The following is a 23,664-nucleotide window of genomic DNA, read 5'->3' on the forward strand; positions in this document are numbered from 1 at the left end:
GCCGGCTCAGGCGTCCGACGACTTCTCGGAGCTGACGACCCGGAAGATGATGAGCGAGATGGTGCCGATGACGAGGAAGAGCAGCAGCGCCGCTGTCAGGGAGTAGCTCGTCGCGTACGGCGTGGCGTCGCGGAAACTGTTGAAGATGTAGAGGTTCGGCGTGTTCGTCGCGTTGACGGGGCCGCCGTTCGTCATGACGAGCGGCAGCTGGAACTCCTGGATCGTCAACGTCAGGCCGGAGACGAGCAGGAAGAGGATGACGTTGCGCAGCGACGGGATCGTGATGTAGCGGGTGCGCTGCCAGAAGTTCGCACCGTCGAGCCTGGCCGACTCGAAGTAGCTCTCGGGGATGTCGAGGATGCCGGCGAGCATGATCAAGGTCGAGACGCCGAAGCCGAGCCAGATCGCGGGAATCGCCACGGCCGGCAGAGCCGTCGACGCCGTGTTGAGCCACGCGAGCGGGCCTTGGCCGAACAGCCCGATGAACCAGTTCGCGAAACCCTCGTCCTGGTAGATGAAGACGAAGATGATCGCCGCCACGACGCTCGAGACGACGGCCGGCACGTAGACGGTCGTCTTCATGAAGGCCGCCATCCGCTTCGACAGCGTCGCAAGGAAGCTTGCGAGGAGCAGGGCGAGCACGAGGATCGTTGGCACGACCATCAGGGCGAGTTTGAGGCCGACCAGGAGCGACTCGTAGAACTCAGGGTCGGTGAGGACGTACTTGTAGAAGTCGAACCCGACGAACTCGGCGTCCTTGTAGAAGCTCATCTCGAAGAAGCTGAGGTAGAACGCGTAGACGAGCGGCCAGATGACGAAGATGCCGAGCAGCACGACCATCGGCGTGATCATCAGGTACGCCGTGAGATGCGCACGCAGGTGTCGCGGTACCTGTTCGGTGAGCTTCGCGTCGCGTCGGCGCCGTCGGCGCGAGGGGCCGTTCGGGCCGGCCACCTGGGTGACCGGGCCCGTCGGCTGCGTTGAGGTGTCGAGCATCGTCGGTCAGCCCTTCGGTGCCGTGCCCTTGAGGCGCTGCTGCTTGATGACGCGGTCGATCGCGTCGCTCGCCTTCTGGGTCGCCGCCGGGATGTCGGACTTGCCCTTCATGACGGACTCGATCGCCGTTGCGAACGCGAGGGAGATGTCGAACGGGTACGCCGGCTCGGCCTTGCCGGTCGCGACGACCTTGTCGCTGATGATCTTCATGAACGGGTCGGCCGTGGCCGCCGGGTCACTGGCGAGCGCCTGGTCGACCGACGTACGGACGGTGTACTTCGAGAAGCCGCTCTGCCTGAAGAAGTCCGCCATGATCGCCGGGTCGCCCGCGAGCAGGTACTCGATGAACTTCGCCGCGGCTTCCTTGTGCTTCGACTTGGCGTCGACCGTGAGCGTCCAGCCGCCGAGCGTCGCCGTCGGCTTGCTCGGATCGCCGTCGACGGACGGGAACGGAGCGACCGCGGTGTTCTTGATCATCGCCGGGAAGCTCTGCTTGAGCTGTCCGACCGCCCACGAGCCGTTCGCCATCATCGCGACCTGGCCTTGGCCGTACGGCGTCGCGTCGGGGTAGCCGACCTTCGGCTGCTGCGGAATCCAGCCTTTCTGGAAGAGGGTCTGGTAAAACTCGAAGAGCTTCGTGTAGCACGGGTCCTTCGCGTTGGCGGCGGACCAGTCGTCGTTGATCGGCAGGTGGCCGCACGCGTTGTACTGCAGGCCCCAGCTCGACCAGCCGAGGTCGGGCGCGACCGAGGCGATCGTCATGCCCTTGACCGTGCCCTTCGTCAGCTTCTCGGCCCACGTGAGCAGCTCGTCCCAGGTCTTGGGCGGCGTATTCGGGTCGAGACCAGCGGCTTTGACGAGGTCGGTGCGGTAGTAGAGGACGGTCGACGGCTCGACGAGCATCGGGTACGCGTAGTGCTTGCCGCCGACCTGGACGAACCCGCCGACGTTCGACTTGATGTCGCTCCACGCCTTGTCCGGCAGCAGCCCGTCGAGTTCGGCGAACTGGCCGTTCGCGACGCCGGCGGGAATACCGCCGTAGTTCGTCGTCGCGACATCCGGTTGCGTGCCGGCGGCCTGCGCGGCCTTGAGCTTCTGCTGCCACGTGTCACCGGGGACGACCTGGTACTTCACCTTCACGTCGGTCTGCGACGCGTTGAACTTGTCGACGTACGTCTTGAACCACTTCTGCTGGTACGGCTCGAACTGCGACTGCCAGAAGGTGATCTCGGCTGGTCCCTCCTTACCCCCGGAGCTCCCGGGGGTACCGGAGTTCGAGCTGCAGCCCGCGAGGGCGATCAACGCGGCCACGGCTGCTGCTGCGACGATCCTGAGTCTCCGTTGACGCATGTCGATGCTCCCTTGACGCCTAGGTGTTACAACGCTGCTCACGCGAGGGAGTGTCGCAGAAATCGATTTCCCAGACAATGGCCTGGAGACCGGTTATGAAGATGTGCGTTCGGTGATGCTGTCCTGATGCTGTTCCAGCAGGTGGAGCACGGGTACGCCGAGGTGGCGGCGGGCCTGCGCCGACCAGTCGACGTGGAGCAGTTCGGCGATCACGTGCGGCCGGGTCAGTACGACGACCTCCTGACCGTTGACCCGCTCGATGTAATCGACCACCTCGCCGATCGGGTGTTTGCGGGTGATCAGGCCTTCTGCCTCGCGATCGAAGGAACGCAGGCGCCCGACGCTGCGGTTCAGCGCCTCAGTGGCCTGGGCGTCGACGGCACGTTGCGCCTCGTCGGCTGCCGCACGTACTTCGTTGTCCGTGCGGACGGCGTACCGCTGGGTCGCCATACCGAACAGGTCCGACCCGGCGAGGTCTGTCAGGGACGCCTCGACCTGGGTCTTGGCGTCCTCGCACGGAATCACCACGTGGAACTTCACTCGCTGCGGGAAGTCGGCGTACAGCTGTACGATCCGTTCCGCATCGGCCACGCTCAGTTCTTCCTCGACCAGAATCATCACGTCGTACATGTGAGTCACCTCCAGTACTGACCCGGTACCCCATTGGCGTCCACAGGTCACGGTCGAGGCGCAGCGCTGCGTCAGACGGGGGCAGGTTCAGTGGGTGGCGGCGGCGGTTCGGTCGGTTCGGATGGCTCGGTCGGTTCGGGCCGCGTCGGGGTCGGCGGCACCGGCTCATGCGGATCCGGCGGATCCGACGGCGTCGGTGGCGGGGGAATGGTCTCCGGGTCGATGACCATGGCAAACATCGGTTCCTCCCGTGATCGGGACCTGGTCAGGTGGTGCTGTGCGTAGTGGTCCGGTATCCGAACTGTCAGGTGCCGAAACGGCCAGGTTTTGCCCGGGAATTGCGCGGGCACCGATGGGGCCTGCACGGGGATTCAACCTGCCGGGCCTAGTACCCGCCTCTGGAAAGGGAAGACCATGGAGTTCGTTCTGTGGATCATCGCCGTGATCCTCGTCGTGTCCGGGATCGTCTCGCTGTTCCGTGGCCAGATGATCTGGGGCGCCGCCCTGATCGTCCTCGGCCTCCTGGTCGGCCCCGGCGGAGTCAGCCTCTTCACCTGACCCCCGACGTCGCCCCCACACCGAGCTCAGCCTTGCGTCGCCTAGGGTCCGCCGACGACGGGTCGACGGCCGAGGTGCACCGGATAGTGCTACGTGGTGGGGTTGTCGTCTTCCCAGGCGATTGAGCTGATGCGCCAGCCGGCCGGTGTGCGGACGAACTGGGTGGTCTTGTGACCACCGCCCTCGAATTGCTCGCCGTTCTGGATGCCTGACTTGCGGTACTCGCTGAAGCGGTGGGCGATCGAGCCGTAGATCTCGGTCTGCTCGCTGACCTCCCACTCGGCGAACTCGGTCAGCGTGCCGTCGGTGAGGATCCGGTGGCGAGGTGCGATGAAGGAGTCGAGGTCGTAGACGATCGTCTGATCCCCGGTCTGACTGATGATCGTTCCTTGGGGGATGAAGACCTCGTGGACGTGTTCCGTGTGGGGTGGTCCGTCGGTGTTGGTGAAGGCGCTGAAGAACAGGCCCATCAGTCGGTCGAGCTCGGCTTTGTCGGGATCGGGCTCGGGGCGGTTCAGGTCGGCGGACATCGAACTCCATTCAGAACAGGTAGCGATTTCATCACTTCGGTGGATCACGTGCGCAGGATCTTGTCGATTGGCTTGCCCTTGGCGAGTTCGTCGACCAGTTTGTCGAGGTAGCGGATCTTCTGCATCAGTGGGTCGTCGATGTGTTCGACGCGCACACCGCAGACGACTCCGGTGATCGATGACGCCTGCGGATTGAGGTGTGCCGCTGCGAAGAAGTCCTCGAAGGTCGTGCCCGCTGCCAGGTGATCCTTCAACGCTGCCGCGTCGAAACCGGTCAGCCACTCGATCACCAGATCGAGTTCGGCCTTCGTGCGTCCCTTCTTCTCGACCTTGGTCACATACAGGGGATACACAGACGCGAAAGTGACAGTGAAGATGCGGCTCATCCGACAAAGGTAAGCCTCGCACCGTCTCAGCTGAGCAGCCTGTCGAGCCTCGACTGGATCTCGCTCTCCTCGCCCTCGACGTCGACCAGTTTGTCGCGGCTGGTTGAGCCTCGCACCAGCGTCACCGCAGAGCGTCGTACGCCGAACTCGGTGGCGACCGCCTTCAGTACAGCCTTCGTCGCCTGGCCCTCCACAGCCCGGGCTGCGACTGCGACCACGAGGGCCGGGCCGGCCGGACCGTCGTACCGGCCGCCGACGCTGGTCCGGGAGGCACCGGGTTTGACCCGGAGCAGGATTCGCATGTCCGAATTCTCGCCTGCGCCGGTGTGGATCCGGTTACCAGCGGACGAGCTTCCATACTTCTGGTCGGGGTTCGTCGGCGGCGTCGATGTCCGTGCCGTGCGGGGCGCCTACGTCGGCGAAGATCGCGACCGCTGCTTTGAGGTGCCGCATGGACTCGTCGGGGTGGCCGAGGGCGTGGTGCAGATCGGCGAGATTGTTGTGCAAGGCGGCCTCGCGGTGGCGGTCGCCTTCCTGGGCGCACAGGGCGAGCGCGATGCCGGCCAGTTCGAGTGCGGGCTGCAGTTCTCCGCGGGCGCGATGGGCGAGGGCGAGATTGTTCAGGGCCGCGACGCGGCCGGGCAGGTCGCCGATCTGCTCGGCGAGGGTGCGGCCGGTCGTGAGATGCCGGAAGGCGTCGTCGAGGCGACCGTCGGCGGTCGCGAGCATGCCGAGCATGTTGTGTGCCTGGCCAAGGGCTCGTCGGTCGCCTGACTCGGTGGCGAACGCGAGTGCCTGGCGGGCGAGTTCCGTCGCGCCCGCCGTGTCGCCGGCGTCGTGGCGGGTGAGGCTCAGGTCGGCAGTGACGCGGGCGTGCTCGGCAGGTTGATCGGGCGGCAGGGTCTCCAAGGCGGCGCGGAAGTGTGCCTCCGCGAGTGCCCACTCACCGCGCCTGTGGCGCAAGCGCCCCAGCCGGTGCTCGATCCCCGGCAGGTCGGCGGTGGATGCGTCGGCGGCCGCCGATTCATAGCTGCGTACGGCGGCGTCGTAGTCGCCGGCGAGCATCTCCAGGTCCCCGATCGAGGCGTGCAACGTGGACGGATTGTCGTGCCCGAGTGCCAGCGCCGCGTGCAGGTGTTCGAGGGCCTCAGCGTTGGCGTAGACCTTGCCGGCTTGGTCGGCGGCGGCAACGTAGGCCTGGGCGGCCTCCTGGTCGCGGCCGGCGAGTTGGAGGTGGCGGGCAACGACTGCGGCGGGGCCGTGGACGGCGCGGGCCGCCCGGGCGTGCAGCAGTCGGCGCCGGGCGAGGCCGGTGTCGTCGGACACGAGCCGTCGCAGCTGGTCGTGGACGAAGTCGTAGTCGAGGGCACCTTCCCGGACCAGCCCGCGGCGTACGAGTTCCTCCAGCGAGGCGACGGTCTCCTCGTCAGTGCGCCCGCTGACCGCACGGACCGTGTCGACGTCGAACGATCGCCCAAGGACTGCCGCGGCGGCCAGTATTTGCCCGGCCGTGTCGCTGATCCTGTCGAGGCGCGCGCGCAGGAGATCGTTGACGCCGGTCGGCACCGGCCAGTTCTCTTCGGCACCGATGGTGAGAGCGTTCAGGTACTCGACGACGAGCAGCGGCACGCCCTCTGTCTCGTCGTACAACCTGCGCGCCAGTTTGGGGTCCGCGGACGGCCGCGCGCTGGCGAGCAGCTCACCTATCGCGTCCTGGTCGAGCCGACCGAGCCGGCGTACGGCGCCACCGCTTCGTGCGACCTCCGGGACGACACTGCCGATCGGATGGACGGCGGGGGTTCGCCAGGTGAGTGTGACCAGCAGCGGGCGGCCCGCGAGCCGGCGGAGGCCGTACCTGAGGAGGGCCAAGGACGCCTCGTCCAGCCAGTGTGCGTTGTCGATATGGATCACGCCGGGGACGGGACCGGACACCGCCGCGGCGAGGGTGTCCCAGACGGCCGCCAGGAACCTGGCTTCGGCTCCCGGACCTTCGGCCTGGCGTTCGGGGCGAGCATCTGCGATCTCCGGCAACAGCCGGGACACCTCGGCGATCGTCCGGTCAGGTACGTCGTTGACCCAGCGGGCGTCGTCGCGCAGCCGGGTCCGCAACGCGTCGACCAGTGGCGCGTACGCCAACGCTGCCTCGTCCTCGTACGCCCGGCCGACCAGTACGACGGCACCGTTCTTGCGCAGGTCGACGAGCAGCTCCTCGACCAGGCGGGTCTTGCCGATGCCGACCTCGCCCTCGACGACGGCCAGCCGGCCGTCGCGATCGATTGCGTCGTACACCGCGCGAACGGCCCGTACGTCATCGTTCCGTCCGACGAACGGTGTCTGGGTCGGCTCCGTCTCCCGCTCCGGAGCCCCGTCGGCCTCCGCGGTAGGGGGCGCGCCGGCCGCGACCAGGGTGCCTGTGTTGACGGCCTCGTAGAGCTCGGTGGTCTCGGGGAGCGGCGACACCCCCAGCTCGCGGGATAGCGTGCGGACGCACTGGCGGTACTGGAGCAGCGCCGCGGCCCTGTCGCCGGTGAGCGCATACAGCCGGATCAGCGCGCGATGCGCCGGCTCGTGCAGGGGGTCGAGCGACAACCAGCGACGTACGTGAACAAGCGCGGCCTCCTCCGAGCCGGCCTCCTCCAGACCGGCCGCCAGCCGGGCCAGGACACTTGTCAGTTCGCGGCGTAGGGAGTCGGCCTGGTTCCGTGCCCAATCCTCGAAATCGGGAGCGTCCCGCAGACCGAAGCCTTCCAGGAAGTCGCCGCGGAACAGATCGACCGCGGTGTCCAGATCACCTTCGGCCACCAGGGCCCGGAAGCGGTCGACATCGACGGACAGGTCCTGGCTCTTGATCAGGCGTACGTGATCTCGCGTGGTCTCGAGCGACTCGGGCCCGATCGCGGCGCGCAGCGTGGACAGGGTCCGCCGTAGCGCACCGCGGGCGTGCTCGATGTCGTTGTCCGGCCACAGCAGATCGGCCAGGGCGTCCCGCGGGCGCGGCCGGTCGGCCAGGGCCAGATGGGCGAGCAGCGCCACCGCCTTGCGGGTATCGAACCCGACCAGCGTTCCCGCCCGCTCGACCCGAGGCGGACCCAACAGACTGACCTCGATCACCACACCCCCACCCGGTGCGCCGGCGGCGCGGCGGACCGCGCACCGAAACCGTAACGATTCTTGCACGCTGGACTGCGAACGTGTCGTCCACTGGGGAATCGGGCGTTCCATGCCTGCAGGGGGAGGGAGACTTCAGTGGCGGTCCGAGTGGGTGCTGCCCGTCTGGCCTGGCCGGTGTGGGGACTGTGCGTCGCGCTGACCGCGGTCGCGCTCGTACTCTTCGTGATCAACGGAGATGTCCGGCCGGCCGACTCGTACGGCTCCCTGGATGCCGTGATCGACGTCGCGAGCTTGGGCTTCCCGACGGTGGGCGCGACGATCGTGGCCCGGCAACCGGACAACGCGATCGGCTGGCTGTTCCTGGCGACCGGTCTGGGGAACGCACTCTCGCAGATCTTGCTCGAGTACGGCGCCTACGCCCTACTGCGCGCGCCGGGCACAGTGCCCGGTGGAGCGTGGGCCGGCCTGGTGGCCGATGCTGTGATCTGGCCCAGCGTCGCGGCGACTTCGGTCCTGGTGTTCGCGCTCTTCCCCACCGGACACGTGCCATCGCGGAGGTGGCGGTGGCTCGTCTGGGCGGTGGCTGTCGACGTGGCGGCCTACGTCATCGGGACGTTGCTCGCGCCGGGGGAGCTGCACTACTTCCCGACGGTCTCGAATCCGTTCCCGGCACCGAGTGCAGTCATGTCGGCGGTCGGCGATGTCGCCGCACCTACCCTGGGCATCGGGCTCATCTTCGGGGTGGTGGCGCTGGCGGTCCGCTTCCGGCGATCGCGAGGGGTGGAGCGGCTGCAGATCTCCTGGATGTTCTACCTCGCGGCTGTGCTGTTCGGGTCCATTCCGATCATGACGGCGCTGTCGTCCACCAACCTTCAAGTCGGCGACATCCCGGTGGACGAACTGGTCTTCGCGGGTTTGCTTCTGATGATCCCATTGGCCGTCGGTGTCGCGATCCTGCGGTATCGCCTGTACGACATTGACGTCGTCATCAACCGGACGCTGGTGTACGGCGCTCTGTCCGTGACACTGGGCGCGGCGTACGTCGGGAGCGTCTTGTTGCTGCAGTTGGTCTTGAGCCCCGTGACACAGGGATCGGGTCTCGCGGTCGCGGTGTCGACGCTCTTGGTGGCGGGGCTGTTCCGCCCGGTGCGGTCGCGGATCCAGGGCCTGGTCGACCGGCGCTTCTTCCGGCGCCGGTACGACGCGGCCCGGACGCTGGAGGCGTTCGGTACCCGGTTGCGGGACCAGCTGGATCTCGATGCCCTCGGCACCGATCTCCAGGCCGTGGTGCGCGACACCATGCAGCCGGCCCATGTGACACTGTGGCTGCGCAAGGCCGACCGATGAGCGCCCGGTGGCCGGCGTGGAGCCTGTTCGGCCTCTTTGTCGCACTGGCCGTGGCAACTCCCGTCCTGGTGGCGGTTCGCGGCGGCAACGCATCCGACGCGCTGGTCGCGATCGGGATCGGTTTCGCGCTCGTCGGTGCGCTGGTCGCGTCCCGGCAGCCCGCCAACGCGGTGGGATGGCTGCTGCTCGTCGCAGCTGTTGCCCTGGGCCTCGACACCCTCACGACCGTGTACGCCGGCCGGTCGTCGTCTCCCGGCGCGGAGTGGGCGGGGTGGCTCAACAGCTGGTTGTTGTTCGTGTGGCTTTATCTCCCGGCCCTGTTCCTCGCCTTGGTCTTCCCATCCGGCCGGCTGCTGTCGCGACGGTGGCGGATCGTTGTCGGGCTCGGCATCGGTGCGGTTGCGGCCAACGTGGTCGGGGCCGCTTTCGCACCCGGCGTACTCGAGATCCCCGCGGACCGCCCGATCCAGAACCCGCTGGGCGTCGAGGGAGCCGTTGGCAGCGCGCTCTCCTGGCTGTCCGGCGTCGGTGAACTCCTTGCGGCCGGCACTCTCGTACTCGGTGGGCTCTCCTTGGTCCTGCGACTGCGGCGATCGCGCGGTCGCGAGCGTCAGCAGGTCACGTGGTTCGCCTACGTCTGCATACTGGCGCTCGCTCCGTTCGTCGTTCTCGCGCTGGTCAGCCTGGTCGGGGGTGACGAGTTCCCGCCGTGGCTGGACGTGGTCGCGGTGGTCGCCTGGTGGTCGCTGGTCTTCCTGCTCCTCGTCGGGCTGCCGTCGGCCATCGGCATCGCCATCCTGCGTCATCAGCTGTACGGGATCGACGTCGTCATCCACCGGACCCTTGTGTACGGCGCTCTGACGTTGACGCTGGGTACGTCGTACCTCGGGAGTGTCCTGCTCCTCCAACTTGTGCTGAACCCGTTGACGCAGGGGTCGGATCTGGCGGTGGCGATGTCCACGCTCACGGTGGCGGCGCTGTTCCGCCCGGTGCGTTCGCGGATCCAGGCGCTGGTCGACCGGCGGTTCTTCCGGCGCCGGTACGACGCGGCCCGCACCCTGGAAGCGTTCGGCTCCCGGTTGCGGGACCAACTCGATGTCGATGCGCTGGGCAACGACCTGCGCGCCGTGGTTCGCGACACCATGCAGCCGGCCCACGTGACGCTGTGGTTGCGGGGTTCACGATGAAGCGGTGGGTGCCGATCGGTTTGCTCTGGCTGCTTGCGGTCAGCGTCCCGGTGGGTGGTGTGGTGGACGATGTCACCAGCAGCGGCGGGATTCCGTCGTCCACCAGCTGGCTGGTGTTCGTCCTGGCCTTCGTGTCGGTCGGCGCGCTGATCGTGTCGCGGCGCCCCGGCCATCCGATCGGCTGGATCCTGCTCCTGGCCGGAGTGAGTTCGGTGCTGGTCGGATCCACCGGCTACGCGGCCGACGAGTTCATCCGGCTGGGCTCGGATCAGCCGGTCCTGGTGATCGGCTGGATCTCGACCTGGGCCTGGCTACCGGTCTGGCTGGCGCCGACCTTCGGTCTGCTGCTCTTTCCGACCGGCCGATTGCCGTCCAGGCGCTGGCGTCCGGTCGTCTGGCTTGCGATCGTCGGCTTCCTGGCGCAGTTCGTCACCGCCGCGTTCGCACCGGGGCCGATGCAGGACGTCCCGATGGACAACCCGTTCGGGGTCGACGTCGGTATCGACCTGTGGAACCCGCTGAGAGCGGTGGGAATAGCCGCTCTGCTGATCGCAGTCGCGGCCTCCATCGTGTCGCTGGTGGTCCGCTACCGCGCCGCCCACGCGGTCGAGCGCCAGCAGATCAAGTGGCTGATGTACGCCGGGATGCTCGTCGCCGGCGGCCTCTGCGCGGTGGTCGCATTGGAGACAGTGATCGGGCCGGGGACCGCTCCTTACACCGAGGCGATCGCCTCCATGGCGCTGGCCACCGTCCCGGTCGCGACCGGGATCGCGATCCTGCGGCACCGGCTGTTCGACATCGACGTCGTCGTCAATCGGACCCTCGTCTACGGCGGTCTGACGGTCTCGTTGGGCGCGGCGTACGTCGGCAGCGTCCTCCTGCTGCAGTTGGTGCTGAGGCCGCTGACCGAGACGTCGGGCCTGGCGGTGGCGGTGTCGACGCTCGCGGTCGCCGCGTTGTTCCGGCCGGTCCGGTCGCGAATCCAGGCCGTGGTGGACCGGAGGTTCTTCCGGCGCAAGTACGACGCGGCCCGGACGTTGGCGGCCTTCGGCGGACGGCTGCGCGACGAACTGGATGTCGAGGCTCTCGGCACCGATCTCGAAGCCGTCGTTCGCGACACCATGCAGCCGGCGCACGTGTCCCTGTGGCTTCGGAGGGCCGAGCGATGAGGGCCCGGATCGCACCTGTCCTGGCCTGGACGCTCGGCGCCATGGCCGTGGCACTCACCGGGATCGCGATCGGCCTGACGGCCGCCGCCGGAACGATCGGGCTGGGCTGGGGAGACCTGATGGTCGTGATGGTGGTGGTGTTCTGCGCCGTCGGGATCCTGATCGCGCGACGGCATCCGCGTAACCCGATCGGCTGGATCTTCTGTGCGTCCGCAGTGATCAACGGCGTCGGGTCCGTGGCCAGAGGGTACGCCGACTATCGGCAGGCCGGGGCGGGTTCGGCCGGCTCGCTCGCGGAGGCCGCGGCGGTGTACGCGACCGTGTCGTGGATTCCGGTCATCCTGGTGCCGGCGGCGTACCTGCCCTTGCTGTTCCCGGACGGCCGGCTGCTCTCGGCACGGTGGCGGCCGGTGGCGTGGTGCGGCGTACTCGGTATCGCCGGACTCTTCGTCGCCAGCGCCACGAAACCAGGTCCGCTCGAGGATTTCCCCACCCTGACGAACCCGTACGCGGTCGACAGCGTGGTACAGACGATCGCCGAGGGGATGACCGCGCTGGCGGCACTGATCGTCCTGGTGGCCTCCCCGGTGTCGCTGATCCTGCGGTTCCGCAAAGCCGGCTACGAGCAGCGCCAGCAGATCAAGTGGCTGGTCTGGTCCGGCGCGCTGGCCGCCGCGACGATCGCGATCGGCACGGTCGGCTACGAGCTGCTCACTCCCGCGGTGGCCAACGCCGCGATCCTGCTCAGCGTTCTCGGTCTGCCGATCGCGACCGGCATCGGAATCCTGCGGCATCGCCTCTACGACATCGACGTGGTGATCAACCGCACGATCGTGTACGGCGCTCTGACCGTCACGCTGGCCGCCGGATATCTGGGCAGTGTCCTGCTGCTCCAGCTCCTGTTGCGTCCGGTGACGCAGGGCTCGGGACCGGCCGTCGCGGTGTCCACACTGGTGGTCGCGGCCCTGTTCCGCCCGGTCCGGTCGCGAATCCAGGCCGCGGTGGACCGACGCTTCTTCCGCCGCCGGTACGACGCAGCACGGACCCTCGAGGCGTTCGGCGTACGTCTGCGGGAGCAACTGGATCTCGATGCGCTGGGCAACGACCTGCAAGGCGTGGTGCGCGACACCATGCAGCCGACCCAGGTGACGCTGTGGCTGCGGAGCCGGCCATGACAGCGCGGCTGCCCTGGCTGATCTGCGCCGGTGCGAGCGTCGTCGGGATTCCCGCAGCGGTGGTGGTGACCACGGTCGGGAGGACAGGGCCGATGGAACTGCTGGGCGGCGCCGGTTTCGCGCTGGCCGGCCTCGGCGCCGCCGCCATCGGCGCGGTGGTCGCGTCCCGGCTTCCGCGGCACGCCGTGGGCTGGATCCTGCTCGCACTCGGCGTCGGGATCGACCTGCCGTTCGCGCCGGAGGCTTACGCCGAGCTGAGCCTGGTGCCGGGTTCCGGTCCGCTACCCGGTGATGAGTGGGCAGCATGGGTCAGCAGCTGGGCCACCGTCCCGGCGTTCTTCGGTCTGACCGCCTTCCTGTTCATGCTCTTTCCGACAGGCCGGCTGCCGTCGCGACGATGGCGCTGGGCCGGTTGGTTCGTCGCTGTCAGCGTCGCGCTGGCGACGGTGGCCGTGGCACTCGCACCGGACGAGATCGATTCCGGCTTCGACAACCCGGTCGCGCCGACCGGCCGGGGAGCCGAGTTCGCCCGCTGGCTGTCGGACGCCACCGATCTGCTAGCAGCTCCGGTGCTGGTGATCGCCACGGCCGCCTTGGTCGTACGCCTGCGACGATCGGGAGGGGTCGAACGTCAACAGCTCAAATGGTTCACCTACGCCGCCGTGATGGTCGGCGCGGGGATCGGGGCCGGCAGCGCGATGCCTCCCGGGCGGGTCGCCAACGCCGCCTACATCGTCGGCCTGCTGGCTGTCGCCGGGCTGCCGGTCGCCGCCGGGCTGGCGGTCCTCCGATATCGCCTCTACGACATCGACCTGGTGATCAACAAGACGTTGGTGTACGGCGCTCTGACCGTGACGCTTGGTACGGCGTACCTGGGAAGTGTCCTGCTGTTGCAGGTGGTATTGGGTCCGGTGACGCAGGGCTCAGGGCTGGCCGTGGCGGTGTCGACGTTGGCGGTTGCGGCCCTGTTCCGCCCGGTGCGGTCGCGGATCCAGGCCGGGGTGGATCGGCGGTTCTTCCGGCGCCGGTACGACGCGGCTCGGACGCTGGACGCGTTCGGTGCACGGCTGCGCCATGAACTCGACCTGCAGGCGCTGGCCGCCGATCTGCGCACCGTCGTACACGACACCATGCAGCCGACTCACGTGTCGCTGTGGCTGCGAACCGAAGACCGTAACGATTCCCGGACGACGTACCAGTAGAAAGGGCTTGTGATGGCCGCACTGAGCAGCACCTTCCGCCGCCTCCGCAGGCGAACCGCCGCCGGGGCAGGCCTCCCGACGCCCGAGGATCGCGCGCAACCGGTCCCGGGCGACGAGGCGACGCCGGTCGACATCGCACCCAACGATCCGCTCCTGGCATACCTGCAGAGCGCGAGCGGCGCTGTGGACGTGGAGGCACTCGAGCTCGACTCGCCCGCGCTGGCAGAGCTCAAGGCCGCGGGCGTCAAGCTCGCCGTGCCGCTGGTGAGCCAGGGCGAGCTGATCGGCGTACTGAACCTCGGGCCGCGCCGGTCCGAGCAGGAGTACTCCAGCGACGACCGCAAGCTGCTCGACAACCTCGCCGCGCAGGCTGCGCCGGCGCTGCGGGTCGGTCAGCTGGTCCGCCAGCAACAGGCCGAGGCCCGCACCCGCCAGCGCTTTGAGCAGGAGCTCGAGGTCGCCCGGCTGATCCAGCAGAACTTCCTGCCCAAACAGCTCCCCGAGTTGTCCGGCTGGCAGGTCGCGGCCTGCTACCAACCGGCGCGTGAGGTGGGCGGCGACTTCTACGACGTGATCCCCTTGACCGACGGTCAGGTCGGCTTCGTCATCGGCGATGTCACCGACAAGGGCGTACCGGCGGCGCTGGTCATGGCCGCCACCCGCAGCGTGCTGCGTGCCTCCGCCCAGCGACTGATCGAACCTGGCGCGGTACTCGAGCGGGTCAACGAACACCTCTGCCCGGACATGCCCGCGAAGATGTTCGTCACCTGCCTGTACGGCGTTCTGGACCCGGACACCGGCCACTTCCGGTTCGCCAATGCCGGGCACGATCTGCCGTACGTGAAGACAGCCCTGGGCTCGGTCGAGTTGCGCGCCCGGGGGATGCCGCTGGGTCTGATGACCGGGATGAAGTACGAGGAGCGGGAGACCCTGCTCGCGCCCGGTGATTCGTTGCTGCTGCACTCCGACGGCATTGTCGAAGCACACGATCCGCAGGGCCAGATGTTCGGCTTCCCACGCCTCAAGGAAGCGGTTGCACGGTACCCAGGGGGTGGCGAGCTGATCGACCTGGTGCTTGCGGACCTGCACGCCCATACCGGGCCCGACGCCGAGCAGGAGGACGACATCACCATGGTCGTGCTGCAACGTGAGCCGGCTCGGGGCGACAGCCCGAACGGCAAGGTCGCGGGCGAGCTGCTCATCGAGTTCGAGGTGCCGAGTGCCCAGGGCAACGAGCGGATGGCGCTCGAACGAGTCGCCGCCACAGTCGGTCCGCTCGGCCTCGAGCCCGCGCGGCTCCGTCGCCTGGAGACCGCGGTCGCCGAAGCCACGATGAACGCGATGGAACACGGCAACTCCTACCGGGCCGACCGCCCGGTCACGGTCCGGGTGTACGCCGAGACCGGCCGGATCCGCGTCGAGGTCGCCGACCTCGGTGGTGCCCGGTCGGCCCCCGATCAGGCCGAGGTACCGGACCTGGAGGCGAAGCTCGCAGGTCTCCAGCGGCCTCGGGGCTGGGGATTGTTCCTGATCAAGAACATGGTCGACGAGGCCCGCGAGACCGGCGACGGCGAACACCACACCGTCGAGCTCGTCATGCACCTCGAACCGGAGTCGACGCAAGGAGCCGACGATGACGACACGTGAAGCCCTCGCCCACGTACGCCGGCGGGACGGTGTAGCGGTCATCGAACTGATCGGTGATCTCAACGCCGCGGCCGAGTCCGCACTGGACGAGGCCTGGACCGCCGCGACCACCGTACGGCCCGATGCCGTGGTGCTCAGCTTCGAGAACAGCGGCTACATCAATTCGACCGGCATCGCGCTGGTGGTGGGCCTGCTCGCGAGCGCGCGGGCACACCGCATCCCGATCCGGGCGTACGGCCTCACCGACCACTACCGCGAGATCTTCGAGATCACCCGGCTGGCCGACTTCATGGCGATCGAGAACGACGAGGACAGCGCCGTACAGGGCGTGGGAGGGGACAGAAATGGCTGAGGCAACAGCGACATTCGACGTACGCCGGACGGGGACGGCGGGCGTGGTCGACATCCGGGGAGACGTGACAGCGGGCTCGGAGGACGTCCTGATGAAGGCGTACGAGAGCGCCGGCGACGTCACGGCGGTGATCCTCAACTTCACCGGACTGTCGTACATGAACAGTGGCGGCATCGGGCTGCTGGTCACCCTGCTGGTGCGGGCCCGACGGCGGTCGCAACAGCTGCTGGCCTACGGCCTGTCCGAGCACTACAGCCAGATCTTCGAGCTGACCCGCCTCGACGAGGCGATCGGCATCCACGACACCGAGCAGGATGCGCTGGCCGCGGCCGGCGCGGCATAGAGGGGCGCACGCCATGACCAACAGCAGCAACGACAAGCCCGCCGCGGCAGGCCGCGACGAGGCCAACTGGGCGAAAATGGTTTCGCGGCTGAAGGTCTCACAGGTGCCCGAAGGCGCCATGAATCTCAACGTGGACGGCCGGCAGCTCACCAGCCCGATCCAGGGCTTCGGGAAGATGTGGCAGAAGACCTACGTGGTGCGGCTACCGTCCGAGCGCGTCGCGCCGACCGAGCTGATCGCCACCTGGCGCAAGGATTTCGGTGACTTCTGGCCGCCGGGCAATCACTTCTACGCACCGCTGACCGGCATCGAACCCGGTGAGGTCGCGCTGCTCAACATGAAGGTGCCCGGCATGAAGCTGTCGACCGGCGTCATGGTTCTGTACGCCGACGAGGAGTCGTTCACGTTGATGACGCCGCAGGGTCACATGTTCGCCGGCTGGATCACCTTCAGCGCGGCGCAGCAGGACGACGCGACCGTCGTCCAGGCGCAGGTTCTGATGCGTGCCTCGGATCCGATCTTCGAGCTGGCCCTCGTGATGGGTGGCCATCGCCAGGAAGACCAGTTCTGGATCCAGACGCTCGGCAACGTGGCCGCGCACTTCGGACATCCGGACGCGACGGTGGACACCAAGGTCGTCTGCGTGGACAGGAAACGGCAGTGGTCGAGGTGGCGCAACGTGTGGCACTCCTCGGCGATCCGCTCCGCGATCTACATGGCCGAAGCACCCATCCGCGGCGCCAGAAGCCTCACCCACCGGACCGGCGCCTGACGCTGTAATCCTGTCTGGTTCACAGCATTGCTGCTTCAGTGAGCGCGGTCAGCAGTGCTGTGATCGCCGGCGGGTCCGGCGGTTCGCCGTACGTCGCGGCGTACACGTGCCGAAGCGAGCCGGGCAGCTCGGTGGCGATGATGCCGTCGACATGGTGGCTGCGGAGGGCGAGGCCGGGCAAGGTGGTCACCCCGAGGCCGGCCGCGACGAGTGCTTGCATCACCACCATGTCGTCGGACGTGTACCCGATTCGCGGCTCGTAGCCGGCCGCCGCGCACAGCGAGATCAGGTGCCTGCGGCAACGATCGCAGCCGGCGATCCAGGTCGCGTCGTGGAGTCCGGCGAGGGTGGCCGGCTGGTCTTTCGACAGCAGGTACAGCGGATCGTCCAGCAAATGGTGCAGTCGAACACCGGTCGGCTCCGGCTCGGTCTCGTCGTACCGAAAGACGATCGCGACATCGATCGTGCCGGTGCGCAACAGTTCGAGCGCCTCCGGCGGATGGGTGTCGATGAGGCTGACCTCGAGACCGGGGTGTTTGCCGGCCAGCGCCGAGACGGCGCCTGGTACGAGTGATCCGATCGCGGACGAGAAGGCCGCCAGGCGGAGGCGCCCTGCGCTCAGTCCGACGTAGGCCGCGAGTTCGGCGTCGACGGCGTCGATCCGGCCGATGATCTCCGCTGCGCGGGCAGCAAGCAATCGGCCCGCTTCGGTCAGGCGGATGCCGCGGCCCGCGCGCTGCAGCAGTCGTGCGCCCGTCTCAGCCTCGAGGCGGGCGAGGTGATGAGTGACGGACGGCTGCGAGTAGTGCAGTTCGCGCGCCGCGGCGGTGACCGATCCGTGGCGCGCGACGGCGTCGATGACGCGCAGTCTCGTGACATCGAGCATGTATCAACCCTGTCTATGGATGAGTACGAAACTTGGCATTAGACGTTATGGGTTGCTGGGCGCACGCTCAAGACATGACGACGACAGCGATCTCCACTACTGACCTCACGGACCTGGTCAGCGGCGTCCGCGCCGCCATCGACCAGCACGCCGACTGGCACGGCACCGCTCAACTCGTGGCCGAGGAACTACGCCGCCACCTGCCGACTCCCGACGTACTGTCCGCTGAGCAGCGTCTCGGCTCTGAGGATAGCTACCGCAGCCACACGCTGTACGTCGAACCCGACGGATCCTTCTCGATCATCGCCCTGGTTTGGCGGCCCGGGCAGATGACCCGGATCCACGACCACGTGACCTGGTGCGTGTTCGGAGTGATCCAGGGCGTCGAACACGAGGACTTGTACGACGCCGACCTCCGGCTGATCGGCCAGAGCGACAACCAGGTCGGTGACGTGAGCGGATTCGCGCCTCCCGGCGACATCCACCGTGTCAACAACACCTCGGACCAGACGGCGATCTCCATCCACATCTACGGCACCGACGTGACCCGCATCGGGTCGAGCGCACGCCGCTTCTACAACTGAGAGTCGCGCCCGCCGGCTATGTCGTGAGCGGCACACCACGATCACGCTCGGGCTGGTGAGTATGTTTCAGTTGTTAACGTGTCCAGGCCCTGGGTGAAGACTTTCTGCGTTCCCTTCGCGGCGGGCGCAGGGACGAGATGCCAGGCCGGCGGGGATCACGCCGTGCGCGGAAACGCCTTTCCAGGAACGGTTTTCGGCGATGAGTCGACGAGGTCCGGTCGATTGTCGTTACGAGACCGTGACGCGCGAATGTCTGGTTGATGTCTTGACCAACCTCCATGTGAGCGCAAACATGTGAGCGCTAACAATCGATCTGACCTGTGATGTGGGAGTGACACCTATCCCGGAGGGGAAGCGTTCGTGAAGAAGAGGTTTGTGGCCACTCTGAGTGGTGCCTTGCTGGTGCTCGGCCTGGCGGCGTGCGGCGGAGAGGGAGCGGGCGGGACCACCGACACCGCGAGTCAGCAGCCCAAGGATCTGACCATCGGGGTGTCGATGCCGACGCAGACGTCGGAGCGCTGGATCGCCGACGGCAAAGCGGTGAAGGAGAAGCTCGAGGCGAAGGGATACAAGGTCGATCTGCAGTACGCGAACGACGACATCCCGACCCAGTCGCAGCAGGTTGATCAGATGATCACCCAGGGCGCCGACGTGCTGGTGATCGCCGCGATCGACGGCACCGCGCTCAGCAGCCAGTTGCAGGCGGCGGCCGACAAGAAGATCCCGGTGGTCGCGTACGACCGGCTGATCCGCGGCAGTCAGAACGTCGACTTCTACGTCAGCTTCGACAACTACAAGGTCGGTGTCGCTCAGGCGAAGTCACTTCTTCGAGGGCTGGGCCTGGAGAACGCGGACGGCTCGAAGGGCACCAAGACCGGGCCGCTCAACATCGAGGTCTTCGCCGGCTCATTGGACGACAACAACACGCACTTCTTCTTCCAAGGCGCCATGGACACCCTGAAGCCGTATCTGGACAACGGCTCGCTGGTCGTCAAGTCGAAGCAGACCAAGCTCGAGCAGGTCGCGATCCTGCGCTGGCAGCAGGAGGCCGCACAGAAGCGGATGGAGAACCTGCTGACGTCGAGCTACAACGACGGCGGCAAGGTGGCCGGCGTCCTCTCGCCGTACGACGGCATCTCGCGCGGCATCATCACCGCGTTGCAGAACGTCGGCTACGGCACGCCGGCCAACCCGATGCCGGCGATCACCGGTCAGGACGCGGAGATCGCGTCGGTCAAGCTCATCAACACCGGTGTCCAGAGCTCCACGATCTTCAAGGACACCCGGCTGCTGGCCGAGCAGGCCGTCAACGCGTCGGTGGCGTTCCTGGAGAAGAAGCAGCCGGAGGCCAACGACACCAAGTCGTACGACAACGGCACGAAGGTCGTCCCGGCGTACCTGCTGCCGATCCAGAGCGTCTTCAAGCAAGACATCCAGAAGCAGCTCGTCGACTCCGGTTACTACACGGCCGCCGAGGTCGCCGCCGGTCAGGCGAAGTGACACCCGGCCGGGACTCGGCGGCACCGACCGCCGAGCCCCGGCCGCGACCTGAGGTGGACGGTGCGGCCGCGAAGGAGGCTGAATGAACGACGTGCTGCTCGAGATGCGGGGCATCACCAAGCGTTTCCCCGGGGTCACGGCTCTCGAGGACGTGTCGCTCGAGGTGCGGCGTGGGGAGATCCACGCGATCTGTGGCGAGAACGGGGCCGGGAAGTCGACCCTGATGAAGGTGCTGTCCGGCGTGTACCCGACCGGCAGTTACGAGGGCGAGATCAGGTTCGACGGGAGTCCCGTCCACTTCGGCGGTATCCGTGACAGCGAATCCGTCGGGATCGTCATCATCCATCAGGAACTGGCGCTCGTGCCCTACCTGTCGATCGCGGAGAACATCTTCCTCGGCAACGAACGCCGCGGGCGCGGCGGGCTGATCGACTGGAACCGGGCCAACGCCGACGCCCGCGACCTGCTGGCCTCCGTCGGGCTGAACGAGAACCCGGTCTCGCCGGTGATCCAGCTCGGAGTCGGCAAGCAGCAGTTGGTCGAGATCGCCAAGGCCCTGTCGAAGGAGGTCCGGCTGCTGATCCTCGACGAGCCGACCGCCGCACTCAACGATGTGGACTCGGCCCATCTGCTCGACCTGCTCCGGCGGCTGCGGGACCGGGGGATCACCTGCATCATGATCTCCCACAAGCTCAGTGAGATCACAGCGATCGCCGACTCCACCACGGTGATCCGGGACGGGCAGAAAGTCGAGACTCTCGACATGAGTTCCGGGGACGTCACCCAGCAGCGGATCATCCGCGGCATGGTCGGGCGCGACATCGACAGCTTCTATCCGGACCGGGTGTCCGAGCCAGGGCCGGAAGTGCTGCGGATCGAGGACTGGACGGTGTGGCATCCGGTCCAGCCGCGCCTGGTCGTCGACGGCGCGTCCCTCAACGTGCGGGCCGGCGAGGTCGTCGGCATCGCCGGACTGATGGGTGCGGGACGCACCGAACTCGCGATGAGCGTCTTCGGGCGCTCGTACGGACGCAACATCAGCGGCCGGCTGTACCTGCACGGCAAGCAGGTCCGGGCCCGAACCGTGGCCGAGGCGATCTCCAACGGCATCGCGTACGCCACCGAGGATCGCAAGCGGTACGGGCTGAACCTGATCGCCGACGTCCGTGCGAACGTCTCGGCCGCCGCGCTCGGCAAGCTGGCCCGGGCCGGCTGGATCAACGGCAACGAGGAGATCAAGGTCGCCGAGCAGGGCCGGCGGGAGATGAACATCAAGACGCGCACCGTGCTGGACACCGTCGGCACCCTGTCCGGGGGCAACCAGCAGAAGGTCGTGCTGTCCAAATGGCTCTTCACGGATCCCGACGTACTCATCCTGGACGAGCCCACCCGCGGTATCGACGTCGGAGCCAAGTTCGAGATCTACACGATCATCAACCGGCTCGTCGCACAGGGGAAGGCGGTCATCGTCATCTCCTCCGAACTCCCTGAACTGCTGGGTATGTGCGACCGGATCTACACGTTGTCGGCCGGCCGGATCACCGGCGAGTTGCCGGTGGGAGAAGCCACTCAGGAAGACCTCATGGCGCTCATGACGAAGGAGAAGGAGCTCGCCGGATGACCAGCACCAAGCCTTCCGTACCAACGGAACAGGTATCAGTAGACAGCGCCGCCGCCGCATTGCACGTCGGCACCAGCGATCCGCTCACCCTGATCATGCGGAACCTGCGGCAGAGCGGCATCTACATCGCGTTCGTCGTGATCGTGGCGCTGTTCGCCTTCCTGACCGACGGTGTCCTGCTCAGCCCGGGCAACATCACCAACATCGTGCTCCAGTACTCCTACATCCTGGTGCTCGCGATCGGCATGGTGATCCTGATCATCGCCGGCCATATCGACCTGTCGGTCGGGTCGATCGTCGCGTTGACGGGCGCGGTGTCCGCCGTACTGGTCATCCAGCACGGACAGCCGTGGTGGATCGGCGTGGTGGCGGCCGTCGCGGTGGGTATCGCGGTCGGGGCCTGGCACGGCTTCTGGGTTGCGTACGTCGGCATGCCGGCGTTCATCGTGACGCTGGCCGGCATGTTGCTGTTCCGGGGCCTGACGATGCAGGTACTGGACAACGTCTCCTTGTCGCCGTTCCCGGCCGACTACCAGAAAGTGGCCAGCGGCTTCCTGAACGGCCTGATGGGCGGTCAGGGTTACGACGCGTTCACGCTGCTCATCGCCGGGTTCGCGGTAGCCGGGTATGCGGTCAGCGTGTTCCGCACCCGGTTGGCACGGATCCGCTACGAGCAGCCGGTGGAGTCGTTCCCGCTGTTCGTCACCCGTGTGCTGGCGGTCGCCGCGGTCGTCATGTACTTCGGCTGGCAGCTTGCCCACGCCCGCGGACTGCCGATCGTCCTGATCATCCTGGCCGTCCTCGTGATCGCCTACGGGTTGATGACGAAGAACACCGTCTTCGGCCGCCAGGTCTACGCGATCGGCGGCAACCTGTCGGCCGCGATGCTGTCCGGTGTGAAGGTCCGCAAGGTCAACTTCTGGATCTTCGTGAACATGGGATTCCTGGCCGGGATCGCCGGTGTCATCTACTCGTCCCGGTCCAACGGCGCCCAGCCGGCGGCCGGCAACATGTTCGAGCTCGACGCGATTGCCGCGGCGTTCATCGGCGGCGCCGCCGTCGCGGGTGGCGTCGGCACCGTGGTCGGCGCGATGGTCGGCGGTCTGATCATGGCGGTGATGAGCAACGGTATGCAGTTGATGGGTGTCGACCAGTCGACGCAGTCGGTCGTGAAGGGCCTGGTGCTTCTGCTGGCCGTTGCCTTCGACATCTACAACAAGCGCCGCGCCGGCGCCACCCGCTAGGAGCACGGTGGATCGCTCCCTCGGTATGGCGGACGTCGCCGCACGCGCCGGGGTTTCGCACCAGACGGTGTCGAGGGTGGTCAACGCGCACCCGAACGTGGCGGCGGCGACCCGTAAGAGAGTGCTGGAGGCGATCGCCGAGCTCGGCTACCGACCCAACAGCGCAGCCCGTGCCCTGGTGACCGGGTCGTCGCGCACGATCGGCCTCGCCATCGCCAACGTGAGCCAGTACGGACCCGCACAGACCTTGCTCGGTCTGGAACATGCGGCGCGCGAGGCCGGCTACTCCCTGAACGTGTCAGTACTCGACGACGACAGCGGCGGCAACCTGATCGAGGCCGTCGAGCGGTTGGTGACGCAGTCCGTCGACGCCATCGTTGCGTTGAGCACGTATGAGGGCGCTGTTCGCGCACTACCCGTCGTGAATCCGAGAGTGCCGCTGATCACCGTCCAGGCGGAGCGTGGTGGACAGGACCTCGCGGTCTGGGTCGACCAGGAGACAGGCGCCGCACTCGCCACCAGGCACCTGCTCGAACTCGGGCACCACACTGTTCATCACGTGAGAGGGCCGGCCAACGCCCTCGAGGCGGACGCCCGGCAACGCAGCTGGCGGATCGAGCTCGAGTCGGTCGGCGCCACTGTGCCCGCTGTGCTGCACGGTGACTGGTGGCCGCCGACCGGCTACCTGGCCGGTCGCGAGCTGATCGCACGTCGTCGTGGGGGAGAGGAAGTCACAGCCGTCTTCGTAGCCAACGATCAGATGGCGCTCGGGCTGCTCAGCGCCTTCGCCGAGGGTGGGATCCGGGTACCGGAGGACATCAGCGTCGTCGGATTCGACGACGTTCCCGAGGCGCCGTACTACGCACCACCCCTGACGACAGTTCGGCAGGACTTCGCCGAACTGGGCCGACGCGTCGTCCAAGCGGTCCTCGCGCGAATCAGCGGTACGTCGTTCCAGCCCGAGCCGGTTCAACCGCGCCTGATGGTCCGCAGTACGACCGCCCCGCCACGCCACCACAAGAAGGGGTGAGCCCGGCCCGGCAGCGGGAATCCCTACTATTTCCCTATGGCGAG

The 23,664-nt window shown here is 67.5% G+C and carries 23 protein-coding genes; 15 read left to right on the forward strand and 8 right to left on the reverse strand.

What is annotated here, in order from left to right:
* Positions 1 to 6 precede the first annotated feature (6 nt).
* The 3 genes from EV649_RS21450 to EV649_RS21460 form a co-directional block, all read right to left on the reverse strand.
* Positions 7 to 996 (reverse strand): sugar ABC transporter permease, encoded by a 990-nt coding sequence (locus EV649_RS21450; RefSeq protein ID WP_130385341.1) that lies wholly within the window; start codon positions 994 to 996, stop codon positions 7 to 9.
* 6 nt (positions 997 to 1,002) lie between these two features.
* Positions 1,003 to 2,346, reverse strand: a complete 1,344-nt coding sequence (locus EV649_RS21455; RefSeq protein ID WP_130385342.1) for an extracellular solute-binding protein — start codon at positions 2,344 to 2,346, stop codon at positions 1,003 to 1,005.
* Positions 2,347 to 2,439: 93 nt separating this feature from the next.
* Positions 2,440 to 2,976 carry a hypothetical protein gene (locus tag EV649_RS21460; RefSeq protein WP_130385343.1) on the reverse strand — a complete coding sequence of 179 codons (537 nt, stop codon included), beginning with the start codon at positions 2,974 to 2,976 and terminating at the stop codon, positions 2,440 to 2,442.
* A 414-nt stretch (positions 2,977 to 3,390) separates the two neighbouring features.
* On the opposite strand from EV649_RS21460, the gene EV649_RS41165 reads away from it, so the two are divergent.
* Complete coding sequence (locus EV649_RS41165; RefSeq protein WP_198682619.1) at positions 3,391 to 3,534, forward strand: GPGG-motif small membrane protein; 144 nt, start codon at positions 3,391 to 3,393, stop codon at positions 3,532 to 3,534.
* Positions 3,535 to 3,623: 89 nt separating this feature from the next.
* Here EV649_RS41165 and EV649_RS21470 read toward each other — a convergent pair whose 3' ends face one another.
* Genes EV649_RS21470 through EV649_RS21485 form a run of 4 tightly spaced genes read right to left on the reverse strand, consistent with a single transcriptional unit; the run spans position 3,624 to position 7,561 of the window.
* Positions 3,624 to 4,064, reverse strand: a complete 441-nt coding sequence (locus EV649_RS21470; protein WP_130385344.1) for a DUF4440 domain-containing protein — start codon at positions 4,062 to 4,064, stop codon at positions 3,624 to 3,626.
* Positions 4,065 to 4,108: 44 nt separating this feature from the next.
* Positions 4,109 to 4,450, reverse strand: coding sequence for a DUF2200 domain-containing protein (locus EV649_RS21475; RefSeq protein ID WP_130385345.1), 342 nt, complete (start codon positions 4,448 to 4,450; stop codon positions 4,109 to 4,111).
* A 26-nt stretch (positions 4,451 to 4,476) separates the two neighbouring features.
* Positions 4,477 to 4,752 (reverse strand): DUF167 domain-containing protein, encoded by a 276-nt coding sequence (locus tag EV649_RS21480; protein WP_130385346.1) that lies wholly within the window; start codon positions 4,750 to 4,752, stop codon positions 4,477 to 4,479.
* Positions 4,753 to 4,786: 34 nt separating this feature from the next.
* Positions 4,787 to 7,561, reverse strand: a complete 2,775-nt coding sequence (locus EV649_RS21485; protein ID WP_130385347.1) for a BTAD domain-containing putative transcriptional regulator — start codon at positions 7,559 to 7,561, stop codon at positions 4,787 to 4,789.
* A gap of 135 nt (positions 7,562 to 7,696) precedes the next feature.
* Between EV649_RS21485 and EV649_RS21490 the strand changes: the two genes are divergently transcribed.
* The 9 genes from EV649_RS21490 to EV649_RS21530 are packed head-to-tail and all read left to right on the forward strand — an operon-like array spanning position 7,697 to position 16,755.
* Complete coding sequence (locus tag EV649_RS21490) at positions 7,697 to 8,908, forward strand: hypothetical protein (protein ID WP_130385348.1); 1,212 nt, start codon at positions 7,697 to 7,699, stop codon at positions 8,906 to 8,908.
* Positions 8,905 to 10,095 (forward strand): hypothetical protein, encoded by a 1,191-nt coding sequence (locus EV649_RS21495; protein WP_130385349.1) that lies wholly within the window; start codon positions 8,905 to 8,907, stop codon positions 10,093 to 10,095. Before EV649_RS21490 ends, EV649_RS21495 begins: the two co-directional genes overlap by 4 nt.
* Positions 10,092 to 11,264, forward strand: coding sequence for a hypothetical protein (locus EV649_RS21500; protein ID WP_130385350.1), 1,173 nt, complete (start codon positions 10,092 to 10,094; stop codon positions 11,262 to 11,264). Before EV649_RS21495 ends, EV649_RS21500 begins: the two co-directional genes overlap by 4 nt.
* Positions 11,261 to 12,439: a hypothetical protein gene (locus EV649_RS21505; RefSeq protein WP_130385351.1), complete on the forward strand. Its 1,179-nt coding sequence runs from the start codon at positions 11,261 to 11,263 to the stop codon at positions 12,437 to 12,439. The genes EV649_RS21500 and EV649_RS21505 overlap by 4 nt, the downstream gene beginning before the upstream one ends.
* Positions 12,436 to 13,641, forward strand: coding sequence for a hypothetical protein (locus EV649_RS21510; protein ID WP_130385352.1), 1,206 nt, complete (start codon positions 12,436 to 12,438; stop codon positions 13,639 to 13,641). Before EV649_RS21505 ends, EV649_RS21510 begins: the two co-directional genes overlap by 4 nt.
* A gap of 12 nt (positions 13,642 to 13,653) precedes the next feature.
* Positions 13,654 to 15,288 carry a SpoIIE family protein phosphatase gene (locus tag EV649_RS21515; RefSeq protein ID WP_130385353.1) on the forward strand — a complete coding sequence of 545 codons (1,635 nt, stop codon included), beginning with the start codon at positions 13,654 to 13,656 and terminating at the stop codon, positions 15,286 to 15,288.
* Positions 15,275 to 15,640: an STAS domain-containing protein gene (locus EV649_RS21520; protein WP_130385354.1), complete on the forward strand. Its 366-nt coding sequence runs from the start codon at positions 15,275 to 15,277 to the stop codon at positions 15,638 to 15,640. The genes EV649_RS21515 and EV649_RS21520 overlap by 14 nt, the downstream gene beginning before the upstream one ends.
* Positions 15,633 to 15,983 carry an STAS domain-containing protein gene (locus tag EV649_RS21525; protein ID WP_130385355.1) on the forward strand — a complete coding sequence of 117 codons (351 nt, stop codon included), beginning with the start codon at positions 15,633 to 15,635 and terminating at the stop codon, positions 15,981 to 15,983. Before EV649_RS21520 ends, EV649_RS21525 begins: the two co-directional genes overlap by 8 nt.
* 13 nt (positions 15,984 to 15,996) lie before the next feature.
* On the forward strand, positions 15,997 to 16,755 hold the full coding sequence (locus EV649_RS21530; RefSeq protein WP_130385356.1) for a hypothetical protein: 759 nt from the start codon (positions 15,997 to 15,999) through the stop codon (positions 16,753 to 16,755).
* Positions 16,756 to 16,774: 19 nt separating this feature from the next.
* On the opposite strand, the gene EV649_RS21535 is transcribed toward EV649_RS21530, so the two are convergent.
* Positions 16,775 to 17,641, reverse strand: a complete 867-nt coding sequence (locus EV649_RS21535; RefSeq protein WP_130385357.1) for a LysR family transcriptional regulator — start codon at positions 17,639 to 17,641, stop codon at positions 16,775 to 16,777.
* Positions 17,642 to 17,715: 74 nt separating this feature from the next.
* Between EV649_RS21535 and EV649_RS21540 the strand changes: the two genes are divergently transcribed.
* From EV649_RS21540 to EV649_RS21560, 5 genes are all read left to right on the forward strand, one after another.
* Entirely contained in the window at positions 17,716 to 18,225 is a 510-nt protein-coding gene (locus tag EV649_RS21540) for a cysteine dioxygenase family protein (protein WP_130385358.1), read from the forward strand.
* A gap of 375 nt (positions 18,226 to 18,600) precedes the next feature.
* The gene (gene chvE / locus EV649_RS21545; RefSeq protein ID WP_241998502.1) at positions 18,601 to 19,725 is read left to right on the forward strand and encodes a multiple monosaccharide ABC transporter substrate-binding protein; all 1,125 of its coding nucleotides are present in this window, start codon (positions 18,601 to 18,603) and stop codon (positions 19,723 to 19,725) included.
* Between the two features lie 82 nt (positions 19,726 to 19,807).
* Positions 19,808 to 21,346, forward strand: coding sequence for a multiple monosaccharide ABC transporter ATP-binding protein (mmsA, locus tag EV649_RS21550; RefSeq protein WP_130385360.1), 1,539 nt, complete (start codon positions 19,808 to 19,810; stop codon positions 21,344 to 21,346).
* Positions 21,343 to 22,590: a multiple monosaccharide ABC transporter permease gene (mmsB, locus tag EV649_RS21555; protein ID WP_130385361.1), complete on the forward strand. Its 1,248-nt coding sequence runs from the start codon at positions 21,343 to 21,345 to the stop codon at positions 22,588 to 22,590. Before mmsA ends, mmsB begins: the two co-directional genes overlap by 4 nt.
* Before the next feature lie 7 nt (positions 22,591 to 22,597).
* Positions 22,598 to 23,620, forward strand: coding sequence for a LacI family DNA-binding transcriptional regulator (locus tag EV649_RS21560; protein WP_241998505.1), 1,023 nt, complete (start codon positions 22,598 to 22,600; stop codon positions 23,618 to 23,620).
* The last annotated feature ends 44 nt before the right edge of the window (positions 23,621 to 23,664 follow it).

The organism is Kribbella sp. VKM Ac-2569, from assembly GCF_004216905.1.
Classification (GTDB): domain Bacteria; phylum Actinomycetota; class Actinomycetes; order Propionibacteriales; family Kribbellaceae; genus Kribbella.

Excerpts from the sequence above, each read along its gene's own strand:
- EV649_RS21450 (WP_130385341.1), bottom strand. The coding sequence starts at position 996 with ATGCTCGACACCTCAACGCAGCCGACGGGCCCGGTCACCCAGGTGGCC.
- EV649_RS21455 (WP_130385342.1), bottom strand. The coding sequence starts at position 2,346 with ATGCGTCAACGGAGACTCAGGATCGTCGCAGCAGCAGCCGTGGCCGCG.
- EV649_RS21460 (WP_130385343.1), bottom strand. The coding sequence starts at position 2,976 with ATGTACGACGTGATGATTCTGGTCGAGGAAGAACTGAGCGTGGCCGAT.
- EV649_RS41165 (WP_198682619.1), top strand. The coding sequence starts at position 3,391 with ATGGAGTTCGTTCTGTGGATCATCGCCGTGATCCTCGTCGTGTCCGGG.
- EV649_RS21470 (WP_130385344.1), bottom strand. The coding sequence starts at position 4,064 with ATGTCCGCCGACCTGAACCGCCCCGAGCCCGATCCCGACAAAGCCGAG.
- EV649_RS21475 (WP_130385345.1), bottom strand. The coding sequence starts at position 4,450 with ATGAGCCGCATCTTCACTGTCACTTTCGCGTCTGTGTATCCCCTGTAT.
- EV649_RS21480 (WP_130385346.1), bottom strand. The coding sequence starts at position 4,752 with ATGCGAATCCTGCTCCGGGTCAAACCCGGTGCCTCCCGGACCAGCGTC.
- EV649_RS21495 (WP_130385349.1), top strand. The coding sequence starts at position 8,905 with ATGAGCGCCCGGTGGCCGGCGTGGAGCCTGTTCGGCCTCTTTGTCGCA.
- EV649_RS21500 (WP_130385350.1), top strand. The coding sequence starts at position 10,092 with ATGAAGCGGTGGGTGCCGATCGGTTTGCTCTGGCTGCTTGCGGTCAGC.
- EV649_RS21505 (WP_130385351.1), top strand. The coding sequence starts at position 11,261 with ATGAGGGCCCGGATCGCACCTGTCCTGGCCTGGACGCTCGGCGCCATG.
- EV649_RS21510 (WP_130385352.1), top strand. The coding sequence starts at position 12,436 with ATGACAGCGCGGCTGCCCTGGCTGATCTGCGCCGGTGCGAGCGTCGTC.
- EV649_RS21515 (WP_130385353.1), top strand. The coding sequence starts at position 13,654 with ATGGCCGCACTGAGCAGCACCTTCCGCCGCCTCCGCAGGCGAACCGCC.
- EV649_RS21520 (WP_130385354.1), top strand. The coding sequence starts at position 15,275 with ATGACGACACGTGAAGCCCTCGCCCACGTACGCCGGCGGGACGGTGTA.
- EV649_RS21525 (WP_130385355.1), top strand. The coding sequence starts at position 15,633 with ATGGCTGAGGCAACAGCGACATTCGACGTACGCCGGACGGGGACGGCG.
- EV649_RS21530 (WP_130385356.1), top strand. The coding sequence starts at position 15,997 with ATGACCAACAGCAGCAACGACAAGCCCGCCGCGGCAGGCCGCGACGAG.
- EV649_RS21535 (WP_130385357.1), bottom strand. The coding sequence starts at position 17,641 with ATGCTCGATGTCACGAGACTGCGCGTCATCGACGCCGTCGCGCGCCAC.
- EV649_RS21540 (WP_130385358.1), top strand. The coding sequence starts at position 17,716 with ATGACGACGACAGCGATCTCCACTACTGACCTCACGGACCTGGTCAGC.
- mmsA (WP_130385360.1), top strand. The coding sequence starts at position 19,808 with ATGAACGACGTGCTGCTCGAGATGCGGGGCATCACCAAGCGTTTCCCC.
- mmsB (WP_130385361.1), top strand. The coding sequence starts at position 21,343 with ATGACCAGCACCAAGCCTTCCGTACCAACGGAACAGGTATCAGTAGAC.